The sequence below is a fragment of the Paracoccus denitrificans genome (genome assembly GCF_900100045.1).
GTDB lineage: Bacteria > Pseudomonadota > Alphaproteobacteria > Rhodobacterales > Rhodobacteraceae > Paracoccus > Paracoccus denitrificans.
Window position 1 is genome coordinate 167,792 of the sequence record NZ_FNEA01000003.1, and the last position, 12,901, is coordinate 180,692.

General features: G+C 67.3%; 12 protein-coding genes. 8 read left to right on the forward strand and 4 right to left on the reverse strand.

Going from position 1 to position 12,901, the window contains the following annotated elements:
* Positions 1 to 12: 12 nt before the first annotated feature.
* The 3 genes from BLT64_RS03295 to BLT64_RS03305 all read left to right on the forward strand — a co-directional run bounded on the left by BLT64_RS03295 (position 13) and on the right by BLT64_RS03305 (position 3,683).
* Complete coding sequence (locus BLT64_RS03295) at positions 13 to 567, forward strand: gamma-glutamylcyclotransferase (protein WP_011747725.1); 555 nt, start codon at positions 13 to 15, stop codon at positions 565 to 567.
* Between the two features lie 82 nt (positions 568 to 649).
* Positions 650 to 2,302 carry a hypothetical protein gene (locus BLT64_RS27805; RefSeq protein ID WP_041529843.1) on the forward strand — a complete coding sequence of 551 codons (1,653 nt, stop codon included), beginning with the start codon at positions 650 to 652 and terminating at the stop codon, positions 2,300 to 2,302.
* Positions 2,292 to 3,683, forward strand: coding sequence for a peptidoglycan -binding protein (locus BLT64_RS03305; protein ID WP_011747723.1), 1,392 nt, complete (start codon positions 2,292 to 2,294; stop codon positions 3,681 to 3,683). Before BLT64_RS27805 ends, BLT64_RS03305 begins: the two co-directional genes overlap by 11 nt.
* A gap of 42 nt (positions 3,684 to 3,725) precedes the next feature.
* Here BLT64_RS03305 and BLT64_RS03310 read toward each other — a convergent pair whose 3' ends face one another.
* A complete protein-coding gene (locus BLT64_RS03310; RefSeq protein ID WP_011747722.1) occupies positions 3,726 to 4,277 on the reverse strand; it encodes a LabA-like NYN domain-containing protein in 552 nt (183 codons plus the stop codon).
* Between the two features lie 12 nt (positions 4,278 to 4,289).
* On the opposite strand from BLT64_RS03310, the gene folK reads away from it, so the two are divergent.
* From folK to BLT64_RS03330, 4 genes are all read left to right on the forward strand, one after another.
* The gene (gene folK, locus BLT64_RS03315; RefSeq protein WP_074810335.1) at positions 4,290 to 4,883 is read left to right on the forward strand and encodes a 2-amino-4-hydroxy-6-hydroxymethyldihydropteridine diphosphokinase; all 594 of its coding nucleotides are present in this window, start codon (positions 4,290 to 4,292) and stop codon (positions 4,881 to 4,883) included.
* A 70-nt stretch (positions 4,884 to 4,953) separates the two neighbouring features.
* The gene (rpoZ, locus tag BLT64_RS03320) at positions 4,954 to 5,310 is read left to right on the forward strand and encodes a DNA-directed RNA polymerase subunit omega (protein WP_011747720.1); all 357 of its coding nucleotides are present in this window, start codon (positions 4,954 to 4,956) and stop codon (positions 5,308 to 5,310) included.
* A 22-nt stretch (positions 5,311 to 5,332) separates the two neighbouring features.
* Positions 5,333 to 7,450, forward strand: a complete 2,118-nt coding sequence (locus BLT64_RS03325; RefSeq protein ID WP_011747719.1) for a RelA/SpoT family protein — start codon at positions 5,333 to 5,335, stop codon at positions 7,448 to 7,450.
* Positions 7,451 to 7,462: 12 nt separating this feature from the next.
* Positions 7,463 to 8,119, forward strand: coding sequence for a DUF2062 domain-containing protein (locus BLT64_RS03330; RefSeq protein ID WP_011747718.1), 657 nt, complete (start codon positions 7,463 to 7,465; stop codon positions 8,117 to 8,119).
* On the opposite strand, the gene BLT64_RS03335 is transcribed toward BLT64_RS03330, so the two are convergent.
* The 3 genes from BLT64_RS03335 to BLT64_RS03345 all read right to left on the reverse strand — a co-directional run bounded on the left by BLT64_RS03335 (position 8,116) and on the right by BLT64_RS03345 (position 11,570).
* Positions 8,116 to 9,426, reverse strand: a complete 1,311-nt coding sequence (locus tag BLT64_RS03335) for an NAD(P)/FAD-dependent oxidoreductase (RefSeq protein ID WP_011747717.1) — start codon at positions 9,424 to 9,426, stop codon at positions 8,116 to 8,118. The two genes, BLT64_RS03330 and BLT64_RS03335, sit on opposite strands and share 4 nt — an antisense overlap.
* Before the next feature lie 72 nt (positions 9,427 to 9,498).
* Positions 9,499 to 10,857: a glutamine synthetase family protein gene (locus BLT64_RS03340; RefSeq protein WP_011747716.1), complete on the reverse strand. Its 1,359-nt coding sequence runs from the start codon at positions 10,855 to 10,857 to the stop codon at positions 9,499 to 9,501.
* On the reverse strand, positions 10,854 to 11,570 hold the full coding sequence (locus BLT64_RS03345; protein ID WP_011747715.1) for a type 1 glutamine amidotransferase: 717 nt from the start codon (positions 11,568 to 11,570) through the stop codon (positions 10,854 to 10,856). Before BLT64_RS03345 ends, BLT64_RS03340 begins: the two co-directional genes overlap by 4 nt.
* Before the next feature lie 139 nt (positions 11,571 to 11,709).
* On the opposite strand from BLT64_RS03345, the gene BLT64_RS03350 reads away from it, so the two are divergent.
* A complete protein-coding gene (locus BLT64_RS03350; protein ID WP_074810337.1) occupies positions 11,710 to 12,837 on the forward strand; it encodes an aminotransferase class V-fold PLP-dependent enzyme in 1,128 nt (375 codons plus the stop codon).
* Positions 12,838 to 12,901 lie beyond the last annotated feature (64 nt).

Sequence of the window (12,901 nt, forward strand, 5' to 3'; positions counted from 1 at the left end):
TCGGGGTAAAGAATGGGTGAACGGCGGGAGCATTGGGTCTTTGCCTATGGCTCGCTGATGTGGGATCCGGGCTTTCCCGTGGCCGAGATGGTGTCCGCGCGGCTCGACGGCTATGCCCGCAGCTTCTGCCTGCGCTCGGTCGTCTATCGCGGCACCAGCGAGGTGCCCGGGCTGGTCCTGGGCCTGGACGCCGAGCCGGGCGCGCATTGCCGGGGCCTGGCGCTGCGCGTGGCCGAGCCGGAATGGGAGGAGACGCTGGCCGCCCTGCGCGAGCGCGAATTGACGACCAACGCCTATGCGGAACTGTCTCTGCCCCTGGTGTTGGAGGACGGCCGCGCGGTCGAGGCGGTCGCCTATGTGATCCGCCGCGACCATGACCAATATGCCGGCCCCCTGGACCTGCACGAACAGGCCCGGATCATCGCCCGGGCGCAGGGCGGGCGGGGGCCGAACGCGGATTACCTGTTCAATACCGCCCGGCACCTGGCGCAGATGGGCATCGAGGACCACGCCATGGACGAATTGGCGCGGCAGGTGCGCGGCTTGCTGCATCCCGGCCGGGAATAGCGATGATCCGACCCGGCGACGACGCTTGGCAGGCGCGGGTCCGCCCTCTACAGTCGGGCCGAAAGCTGCAAGGGGGTCGAACTTGTCCCGAACCGACGCTGAACCGCCCGAAGATCCGCCCGCCGCGCCGGAAGGCCGCCGCTCTCGTGCCGCCCGGCTGGCGGCGACGCGCGAGGGGGGGGCGGGCGGAACCGGTCCTTCGCAGCCGCAATTCTCGCAGCCGGTGCGGCAGATCCTGCTGATGCTGATCGTGCTGGTGCTGGTCGTGGCAGGGGCCTGGTTCGCCTATGGCCGGATCGTCTCGATCTTTCATTCGAACGAATACCTGAACGGGCTGATCCTCGCCGTCTTCGTCATGGGCGTGCTGGGCTGCTTCTGGCAGGTGGCCGAGCTGGTGAAATCGGTCAGCTGGATCGAGCGTTTCGCCGCCCGTCGCCGCAATGCCGCCGAACGCGGCGTCAGCGCCCCCGAACCGGCCGGGCCGGACGACGCGCCACGGCTGCTTGCACCACTGGCCGCGCTTTTGGGCCAGCGCGGGCCAGCCGCCGGCGCGATCTCGACCGAATCCTCGCGCTCGATCCTGGAATCGGTGGCGACCCGGATCGACGAGGCCCGCGACATCACCCGCTATCTGGCGAACCTGCTGATCTTCCTGGGCCTTCTGGGGACGTTCTACGGGCTTGCGACCACGGTGCCCGCCGTGGTGGACACGATCCGAGCCCTTGCGCCGCAGGATGGCGAGACCGGGCTCGAGGTCTTCAACAAGCTGATGACCGGGCTGGAATCGCAGTTGGGCGGCATGGCCACGGCCTTTTCCAGCTCGCTGCTGGGTCTGGCGGGCTCGTTGGTGGTCGGGCTGCTGGAGCTGTTCGTCGCCCATGGCCAGAACCGCTTCTATCGCGAGCTCGAGGAGTGGATGTCGGGGTTCACCCGCATCGGCCTGGGCGGCGCCGAAGGGCAGGGGCTGGGCGAGGCGGCGCTGGCCGGCTTCATCGAGCGGGTCGAGGCGCAGATGGCGGGCTTGCAGGAGTTCTACCTGCGCCGCGACGAATTGCGCGACGAGGAGGCCGCGGCCGCCGACCAGCGCTCGCTGGCGCTGGCCGAGGGGGTGGAGCGGCTGGCCGGCTTGCTCGGCTCGGATCGCGACCGGCTGGGCGAGACGCTGGCCGCCGAACGCGAGGCGACGGCGCAGGCGCTGACCGGGGTCGAGCAGGCGATCGGCGCCTTGGCCGCGCCGCGCCGCGACCCGGATCTGGTCGCCCTGCTTGACCGGCTGGCCGATGCGCCGCGCCATGATCCGGCACTGCTGGCGGTGCTGGAGCGGGTCGGCGAAGGCCAGGCACGGCTTGCGGCCCTGGCCGAGGCATCGCCGCAACCGGGGATCGACGGCGCGGCCTTGGGCGAGGCATTGGAAAGGCTGGCCGAGGGGCAGGGCCGGCTGGCGACACTGGCCGAGTCCGGGGCGCCCGACAATTCCCGGCTGATCCGCGTGCTGGAGCGGCTGGCCGAGGGGCAGGACCGCATCCTCGAGCTTGGTGCGCAGCGGCCGGTTCCCGGCACCGTCTCGGGCGACGATCCCGAGGCGCGGATGCGGCTGCGCTCGATCGACGTGCAACTGGGCCGGCTGGTCGAGGAAACGGCCAGCGGCCGCGACGGGCTGGTCGCCGAGCTGCGCAGCGATCTGGCCGCGCTGACCCGCGCCATCCGCAGCCTGGAGCGCGGCGATGGGACTTAGCCGGGGCAGCGGCAACCGTTTTTCCGCCACGATCTGGCCGGGCTTCGTCGATGCGATGACGGCGCTTCTGATGGTCATGATGTTCGTGCTGACCATCTTTCTGCTGGTGCAGTCGGTGCTGCGCGACCAGATCACCACGCAGGACAGCGAACTCGATCAGCTGGGCCGGCAGGTGGCCGAGCTTTCGGATGCGCTGTCCACCTCGCAGGCGCGGGCGGCCTCGCTGGACCGCGACCTGGGTGCCGAGCGCGAGCGGCTGCGGCGCTCCGAACAGGCCGTAACGGCCGCGCGGGCCGAGATCGACGCCCAGACCGAGGCCGCGCGACTGGCCGCCGCCCGGCGCGAGGCGCTGGAGGCGCTGATCGGCGACCTGCGGCGCCGGAACACCGAAACCCGGCAGCAACTGGACGAGACCGAGGCGGCCCGGCTGGCCGATGCCGCCGCGGCCGAGGCACTGCGCGAGCGGCTGGCAAAGTCCGACGCCGAACTGGACGCCACCATGCTGGAACTGGAGGCGGCGCGAAAGCAGGCCGAGGAAACCCTGACCCTGCTGGCCGCCGCCGAGACCGCCAAGCAGGAATTGGACGAGCAGGCCGAGGCCCGGGCCAGCGAGGCCGAGAAGCAGGCCGCCCTGCTGGCCCTGGCCCGGCAGCAGCTATCCGAGCAGGAGGCGCTGTCGGTCGAGGACCGACGCCGGCTTGCGGCGCTGAACCAGCAGGTGGCGCAGCTCAACAGCCAGCTGGGCAGCCTGCGCGCCGTGCTGGATGCCGCCGGAGAGGAGCGCCGCGAAGCCGATCTGCGCGCCGAGGATCTGGGCCGGCAGCTGAACGTCGCCCTGCTGCGCGCCGCCGAAGAGGAACGCAAGCGCCGCGCGCTGGAGGAAGAGGCGCGCAGCAAGGCCGAAGCCGAGGCCAAGGATCTGGCGCGCTATCGGTCGGAATTCTTTGGACGGCTGTCGCAGATCCTCGCCGGGCGCGAGGGGGTGCGGGTCGTGGGCGACCGCTTCGTCTTTTCCTCGGAGGTGCTGTTTGCGCCGGGCGAGGCGACACTGTCGCCCGAAGGCCGGACACAGGTGGCGCGGGTGGCGGACATGCTGAAACAGATCTCCGGCGACATCCCGCCCGAGATCGACTGGATGATCCGCGTCGACGGCCATACCGACAATCTGCCGCTGTCGGGGCAGGGGCGGTATCGCGACAACTGGGAACTCAGCCAGGCGCGGGCGCTGGCAGTGGTGCGCTATATGGTGGACGACCTAGGCTTTCCGGCGACCCGCCTCGCGCCCGCCGGTTTCGCCGATACCCGTCCGGTGGCGCAGGGCGACGCGCCCGAAGCCCGCGCCCAGAACCGCCGCATCGAATTGAAGCTGACCGAGCGCTAGCCGCCACGCCGGCCGAAGCCGGCCCGGGACTTGCGGGCCGGTTCAGCTTTCCTGCGGGGCGGCTTCGCGCGGCGGCCGGCCGATGATGTCGCGCAGCGCGTCCAGCTCGATGAAATTATCGGCCTGGCGGCGCAATTCGTCGGCGATCATCGGCGGCTGGCTGCGCATGGTCGAGACCACCGAGACCCGCACGCCCTGGCGTTGCAGCGCCTCGACCAGGGGCCGGAAGTCGCCGTCCCCGGAAAACAGCACCGCATGATCCAGGCGCGGTGCCAGTTCCATGGCGTTGATCACCAGTTCGACATCCATGTTGCCCTTGACCTTGCGGCGACCCAGCGCGTCGGTATATTCGCGCGCGGGTTTCGTCACCATGGAATACCCGTTGTAATGCAGCCAATCGACAAGCGGGCGAATCGGTGAATAATCCTCGTTCTCCAGCAATGCCGTATAATAATAGGCGCGGATCAGCTTGCCGCGCCTTTCGAATTCCTGCCGCAGCAGCTTGTAGTCGATATCAAAGCCCAGCGATTTTGCCGCAGCATAAAGATTCGACCCGTCGATGAACAACGCCAGCCGGTCGTCCTTGTAGAACACGATTCCCCCGAAATGTCTCGAAACCCTAATCAGAAAGACAACTTAGCCCTCGTGGCCCTGGGTGCAAACCTGCCTAGTTCGGCAGGTCTGCCGCTGGAAGGGCTGCGTTTTGCGTTGTCCAACATATTGAAATTACCTGCGGTTGTGCCGGTCGCCGTCAGCAGATTCTGGTCAACGCCGGCTTTTCCTGCCGGTTCGGGTCCCGAATATGTGAATGCGGCGGCATCATTTCGCTGCGATCTTCCGCCCGAACAACTTCTGCACGAATTGCACATGATCGAGAAAATATTGGGCCGCAGCCGCGAAGGCCGGCGCTGGCAGGCACGCGGGCTGGACCTGGACCTGCTGGCCCATGGCGATCTGGTCCTGCCCGATGCCGCAGAGCAGGACCATTGGCGCAGCCTGCCGCCTCAAGAACAGCCGCTGCGCGCGCCCGACCGGCTGATCCTGCCCCATCCCCGCCTGCAGGACCGCGGTTTCGTGCTGGCGCCCCTGGCCGAGATCGCGCCGAACTGGATGCATCCGCGCCTGGGACGCAGCGTGGCGCAGATGCTGGCCGCCCTGCCGCCCGAGGCTTTGGCGGGGATTCGGCCTGCAAGTGCTTGACATTTCCGCTGCGGGCGCCCACATATCCGGCCTCGCCCCTGCACCCCGATTCCAGCTGATAAGGTGACCGATGGCCCGCGTTACAGTCGAAGATTGCGTCGATAAGGTTCCGAACCGTTTTGACCTGGTGATGCTGGCTGCCCATCGCGCACGCGAAATCGCTGCCGGCAGCCCGCTGACCGTCGATCGCGACAACGACAAGAATCCCGTCGTCTCGCTGCGCGAGATCGCGGACGAAACCCAGCCCGTGGACGATCTGCGCGAGCGCATGATCGAGGCCCAGCAGACCCAGATCGAGGTCGATGAGCCCGAAGAGGATGCGATGGCGCTGCTGCTGGGTGCCGAGATGGATCGTCCGAAACCCGCCGACGAAGAGTCGGAGGAGCGCATGCTGCGCATGATGCTGGAAGCGCAGGGCAGGAACTGAATCCAAAGGTCTTCGGCACATCATGATCGACGTCGAAGACCTCATCGCGCTTATCCGCAATTACAACCCGCGCACCAATGCCGAACTGATCCGCAACGCCTATGAATACGGGCGTCGCATGCATGAAGGACAGTTCCGGCACTCGGGTGAGCCCTATTTCACCCATCCCGTCGCTGTCGCCGCCATCCTGACCGAAATGCGGCTGGACGATGCCACCATCGTCACCGCATTGCTGCATGACACGATCGAGGACACCCGCTCGACCTGGGCCGAGGTGGCGCATATCTTCGGGCGCGAGATCGCCGATCTGGTCGATGGGGTCACCAAGCTGACCAATCTGCAACTCTCGGGCGCGCATTCCAAGCAGGCCGAGAATTTCCGCAAGCTTTTCATGGCTATGTCGCGCGATCTTCGCGTGATCCTGGTCAAGCTTGCCGACCGGCTGCACAATATGCGGACGATCAAGTCCATGCGCCCCGACAAGCAGTCGCAGAAGGCGCGCGAGACCATGGACATCTATGCGCCGCTTGCCGGCCGCATGGGCATGCAATGGATGCGCGAGGAACTGGAGGACCTGGCCTTCAAGGTCATCAATCCCGAAGCGCGCAATTCGATCATCCGCCGCTTCGTCAGCCTGCAGCGCGAATCCGGCGACGTGATCCCCAAGATCACCGCCGATATCCGCGCCGAGCTGGAGCGCGAGGGGATCGAGGCCGATGTCTATGGCCGCGCCAAGCGCCCCTTCAGCATCTGGCGCAAGATGCAGGAAAAGCAGCTTTCCTTCTCGCGCCTGTCCGACATCTACGGCTTTCGCATCATCACCCGGACCGAGCCGGACTGCTATCGCACGCTGGGCGTGATCCATCACCGCTGGCGCGCGGTGCCGGGCCGGTTCAAGGATTACATCAGCCAGCCCAAGGCGAACGGCTACCGCTCGATCCACACCACCGTCTCGGGCCGCGACGGCAAGCGGGTCGAGGTGCAGATCCGCACCCGCCAGATGCACGAAGTGGCCGAGGCGGGCGTGGCCGCGCACTGGGCCTATCGTGACGGGGTGCGCACGGCGAACCCCTTTGCCGTCGATCCGGGCGAATGGATCGCCAGCCTGACCGAGCGTTTCGGCGAAGAGGATCACGACGAGTTCCTGGAACACGTCAAGCTGGAAATGTATTCCGACCAGGTGTTCTGCTTCACGCCCAAGGGCGACGTGATCCCGCTGCCCAAGGGCGCGACGCCACTGGATTTCGCCTATGCGATCCATACCCGGCTGGGGTCGTCCTGCGTCGGTGCCAAGGTGGACGGCATCCGCGTGCCGCTGTGGACCCGGCTCAAGAACGGGCAGTCGGTCGATATCATTTCGGCCTCGGGCCAGCGCCCGCAGGCGACCTGGCTCGACATCGTGGTCACCGGCCGGGCCAAGGCGGCCATTCGCCGCTCGCTGCGGCAAGAGGACCGGACCCGCTTCATCCGCCTCGGCTCGGAACTGGTGCGGGTGGCCTTCGAACATGTCGGGCGCAAGGTCAGCGACAAGGCGCTGCGCACCGCCGCCAAGACCATGGCGCTGCCCGATACGGACGAATTGCTGGCGCGGATCGGCAGCGCCGAGATCTCGGCCCATGACGTGCTGACCACGCTTTACCCCGAGCTCGCCGAAAAGCGCAGCGAGATCGACGCCCGGCGCGCGGTGGCGGGGCTGGAGGCGGATCAGGAATTCACCCGCGCGCCCTGCTGCAACCCGCTGCCGGGCGAGCGCATCGTCGGCATCACCTATCGCGGCAAGGGCGTGGTGATCCATGCCATCGACTGCCCGGTGCTGGCCGAGTTCGAGGACAGCCCGGAACGCTGGGTCGACCTGCATTGGCGCGAGGGCCAGCACCCGGCGGCCTATTCGACCATGCTGTCCCTGACCATCCGCCACGATGCCGGCGTGCTGGGCCGCATCTGCACGCTGATCGGCGCGCAGGGGGCGAATATCTCGGATCTGGAATTCATCGATCGCAAGCCGGATTTCTATCGCCTGCGAGTCGAGGTCGAGTTGCGCGACCGCGAGCATCTGCATGCGCTGCTGACCGCGCTGGAAACCGAAAGCGACGTGGCCCAGGTCTCGCGCATCCGGGATCCTTCCGCCCATATGAACTGAGGGCGCGGCGGCATGTTCAAGAGACGCAAGCCGCTGAGCTATGCTCAGATGTGGACCGAGATGTTCTATCCGCGCTCGGGCTGGAAGCGGGCGTCGAAATACGTGCTGCATCGGCTGCGCCGCCTGCCGGACCAGCCGCATCGGGTGGCGCGCGGCTGGGCCTGCGGCATCTTCATCTCGTTCACGCCGTTTTTCGGCTTTCATTTCATGGGCGCGGCGGCGCTGGCCTGGCTGATCCGCGGCAATATCCTGGCGGCGCTGCTGGGCACCTTCGTCGGCAATCCGCTGACCACGCCCTTCATCGCGCTGACCTCGGTGGGGCTGGGGCGCTGGATGCTGGGGGTCGAGGGCAAGTTCACCCCGCATCTGATCTTTGACGAATTCACCCGCGCCGGCAGCGAGCTGTGGAACAACCTGCTGGCACCGCTGAGCGCGGAACGCACGGCGCATTGGGACCAGTTGCTGCAATTCAACGAGCAGATATTCCTGCCCTATGCGGTGGGGGGCGTCCTGCCCGGCCTCGCGGTCTCGGTCGCGGCGCATTACATGACCGTGCCGCTGATCAAGGCCTATCACCGCCACCGCGAAAAGCAGATGGCCGAGCGCATCGCCCGCGCCAAGCTGCGGCGCGAGCGCGAACTGGCGGAAAGGGAACGGCCGGAAAGCTAGAAGCCCAGCCGGTCGCGCAGCGAATACCAGCTCATCCCGGTGACCAGCAGCGGCCAGCGCAGCGCGGCGCCGCCGGGAAAAGAGGGCGAGGGCAGGGCGGCCATGGTGTCGAAGCCCTCGCTCTGCCCCTGCACCGCCTGCGCCATCAGCTTGCCCGCCAAGGTCGCCAGCGCCAGCCCATGCCCGGAATAGCCGCTGGCCGACAGGCAATTCGGCGCCGGCCGTGCAAAGCAGGGCATCCGGTTCATGGTGATCGCCAGCGTGCCGCCCCAGGCATGGGTCAGCGCCACATCGGCAAGGTTGGGATAGATTTCCAGCAGCGGCTTGCGCACCTTGGCGGCGATGTCGGTGGGAAAGCGATAGCTGACATTCTCGCCGCCGCCGAAGATCAGCCGGGTCTCGGGGTCGAGCCGCCAGTAGTTCACCACGAATTTCGTGTCATGCACGCCGATGGGCCTAGTCAGCACCTCGGCCGCGCGCGCGCCCAAGGGTTCGGTCGCGACGATAAAATTGTTGATCGGCATGACGCGGGCGGCGACATGGGTGTCGAGATTGCCCAGATAGCCATTGGCCGCAAGGATGACGTGATCGCAGATCACCCGGCCCTTGCCGGTCTGCACCACGCTCTTTTCGCCGGGCTTGCGGGCGTGGCGAATGTGATGGACGTGGCTCAACTCGCGAATCCGCGCCCCGGCGGCATCCGCCAGGCGTGCCATGCCGATCACCAGGTTCAGCGGATGCAGGTGCCCGGCGCCGTGGTCCAGCTCGCCGGCGGCATAGGCATCCGAGGGCACCAGCGCCCGGAAGGCATCGCGATCCAGCACCTCGATCCGGTCATAGCCGTAATCGCGGGACAGCCTGTCGACCATGGCGCGGGCATGATCGAACTCGACGGGCTTGCGAAAGGCATGGGCGATGCCGTCGGCCACCGACACGCCGGCGCGCGCCGCCAGGTCACGGGTCAGGCGCTTGGCCTCCTCGGCCATGTCCCACAGGCGATGGGCGGTCTCGACGCCCGCCATGCTCTCCAGATCATCGACCTCCAGCCGCTGGCCCGAGCCGAGCTGTCCGCCATTGCGTCCCGACGCGCCGAAACCGACGCGATGCGCCTCCAGCACCACCACGTCGCGCCCCGCCTCGGCCAGGTGCAGCGCGGCGGAAAGCCCGGTATAGCCCGCGCCGACCACGACCACGTCGGCGCGCTCCTCGCCCCGCTGCTGGGGAAAGGCGGGCAGCGGATCGCGGGTCGCGGCGTAAAGGCTGGGCGGATATTCACCAAGCCGGTCGTTGGAAAACAGCAGGTTCATGCGTCGGCCCTGGCCTTCTTCGTTCTTCAAATACTCATTCCGGCGGTCCGCGAATCTCCCAAGCCTGCCGATTCAGACGTTCAACAGCAGATGCTCGCGTTCCCACGGGCTGATGACTTGCAGGAACTCCTTGTATTCGTTGCGCTTTACGGCCTGATAGACGGCGATGAACTCGGCCCCCAGCACCTCGCGCATCGCAGCGTTCTCATCCATCAGGTCCAGCGCGTCGCCCAGGTTATAGGGCAGCTCGTCTTGCGACATATAGGCGTCGCCCAGGCATTCGGCGCGCGGCGCCTCGGCCTCGACCAGGCCCAGATAGCCGCAGGCGAGGCTGGCGGCGAGACCCAGATAGGGGTTGCAATCCATGCCCGCCAGCCGGTTCTCGATCCGCCGCGATTCCGGGCGAGAGATCGGCACGCGCAGCCCGGTGGTGCGGTTGTCGCGCCCCCATTCCAGGTTGATCGGTGCTGCGAAATCAGGGACATAGCGGCGATAGCTGTTGACATAGGGCGCCAGCAGCGCCACCGCCGCCGGCAGGTGCTTCTGCATCCCGGCGATGAAATGCATGAAGGCCGGGGTCTCGCGCCCCTGCACGTCCGAAAAGATGTTGCGCCCGTCGTCGATGCCGACGACCGAGTGGTGGATATGCATGGCGCTGCCCGGCTCGCCCTCGATGGGCTTGGCCATGAAGGTGGCGAAGCAATCGTGGCGCAGCGCGGCCTCGCGGATCAGCCGCTTGAAATAGAATATCTGGTCGGCCAATGCGACCGGATCGCCGTGGTTCAGGTTGATCTCGACCTGGCCGGCACCGCCTTCCTGCAGGATGCCGTCGATCTCGAACCCTTGTGCCTCGGCAAAGTCGTAGATGTCGTCGATGACCTTGCCATATTCGTCCACCGCCGACATGGAATAGGCCTGCTTGGCGGCGGCGCGGCGGCCCGAGCGGCCCATGGGCGGCATGATCGGCTGGTTCGGGTCGATGTTGCGCGCGACCAGGAAGAACTCCATCTCGGGCGCGACGATGGGGCGCCAGCCGCGTTGCCGATACAGGTCCACGATGCGCTTGAGCACGTTGCGCGGCGCGATGGGCACCGGGTTGCCCGACTGGTCCGAGACGTCGTGGATGACCTGCAAAGTCACGTCCGCTGTCCAGGGCGCGGCCGTCGCGGTCGAAAAGTCCGGCGTCAGGATCATGTCCGGCTCGGTGAAGGCGCCCGAGGGGTTGTCGGCCCAATCGCCGGTGATGGTTTGCAGAAAGATCGAGTTCGGCAGGTAGAACCGTTCCTGATGCGCGAATTTCGAGGCGGGCATGGCCTTACCCCGCGCCACGCCGGCGATGTCGGCGACGATGCATTCCACCTCGTCCAGCCGGCGCCCGGCGACGTAGTCCTGCGCGGCCGAGGGGGTTTCGTCGATCCAATGCGGTTTCATGCGGCCCCCTGCCGGATTTGCGTCTGTGCCCGGAAAGCGGCGGGATCCTTGAAGAACGCCTCGATCCGGTCGGCGATGCCGGTCGATTGCCGCGGCGTGCCCATGCGGGCGCGGGCGCTGTCCAGCAACGGCTCGGGCACCGTGCCGCGGGCACGATGCTCGATCAGCCCTTCGATGAAGCTGTCGGAAAACTCGGGATGTGCCTGCACGGAAAAAGCGCGGTCGTCATAGATGAGCGCGGCGTTTTCGCAAAAGGCGTTGCGGGCAAGCACCTCGGCCCCTTCCGGCCGCCGGATCACCTGATCCTGGTGCCAGGCGTTCAGCGTGACCCTCTCGCCGCCGAAATCGTAGTCCTGCGCGCCCACCGCCCAGCCGTCCGGGTGCTTGATCACCGCGCCGCCCAGCGCCTGGGCGATGATCTGGTGCCCGAAGCAGATGCCGACCAAGGGAACATGCTCGGCATAGGCGGCGCGGATGAAGTCCTGGAGCGGCGGGATGAAGGCGTGGTCTTCGTAGACGCCATGACGCGAGCCGGTCAGCAGCCAGCCCTGCGCGTCATGGACGCCCTGCGGGAACTCCATGTCCTCGACGTGATAGCTGGAGAATTCGAAGCCGCGCCCGGCAAGAAGGCGTTCGAACATGGTGTCGTAATCGCCCAGATCGCCGCGAAGCTCCTCGGGCGATTGGCCGCATTTGAGAATGCCGATACGCATGGATTGGCCTGTCGGTTGTTCGCCTTCAAGCTAGTCGCGAGGGCGGGCGCGGGCAAGGGGGGCTGCGACCTTCCGCGGGGCTGGCCCATGCCTGCGGGCCGCGCTAGGCTTGCTGTGAAACCAGCAGAAAGGATCGGCCATGCCCGGATTTCGCCCCGATGTGGACCCCGAGGGATTGCAGGAGTTCTCGGTCGTCTTCACCGACCGCTCGCTCAATCACATGTCGCAGAAATTCCAGGGCGCGATGCGCGACATCTCGGCCATGCTGCGCGAGGTCTATGGCGCCGAGGCCGTGGCGCTGGTCCCCGGCGGCGGCACCTGCGCCATGGAGGCGGTGGCGCGCCAGTTCGGCCGCGACGCCCATGCGCTGATCGTCAGGAACGGCTTTTTCAGCTATCGCTGGAGCCAGATCTTCGAGGCGGGCGGCTTTGCGCGCCAGACCACGGTGATGATGGCCCGGCCGCAGGGCAACGAGCCCCGCGCGCCCTTCGCCCCCGCGCCCATCGACGAGGTGGTGGCCAAGATCCGCGACACCCGACCCGATGCCGTGTTCGCCCCGCATGTCGAGACGGCGGCGGGCATGATCCTGCCCGACGACTACATCAAGGCGCTGGCCGATGCCGCGCATGAGGTCGGCGCGATCATGGTGCTGGACTGCATCGCCTCGGGCGCGATCTGGGTGGACATGCGCGAAACCGGCGTGGACGTGCTGATCTCGGCCCCGCAAAAGGGCTGGTCGGCCTCGCCCTCGGCCGGGATGGTCATGCTGTCGCCGCGCGGGGTCGAGCGGCTGGAGACCACGGTCAGCGACAGCTTCGCGCTGGACCTGAAGAAATGGCGCGCGATCATGAAGGCTTACGAGGACGGCGGCCATGCCTATCACGCCACGCTGCCGACCGACGCGCTTCTGGGCCTGCGCGACGCGATGAACGAGACGCGCGATTTCGGCCTGGAGGCGGCGCGCGAGGCGCAATGGCGGCTGGGCGATGCGGTGCGTTCGGAACTGGCGCGGCGCGGGCTGCGCTCGGTCGCGGCCGAGGGCTTTGCCGCACCGGGGGTCGTGGTCTGCTATACCGACGATCCCGAGGTGCAAAGCGGCCGCAAGTTCCTTGCCGCCGGCTATCAGATCGCCGCGGGCGTGCCCTTGCAGGTGAACGAGGGTGAGGGCTTCCGCACCTTCCGCATCGGGCTGTTCGGGCTGGACAAGCTTGGCGATGTCGAGGGCACGCTGGCGCGGCTGATTCCCGCCTTCGACGCGGCGTTCTGAGGCGGGGCGCGGGAAATCGGGGCGGGCGCGGGAACGATCTGCGCCCCTTCGGGGTTTGCCTTCC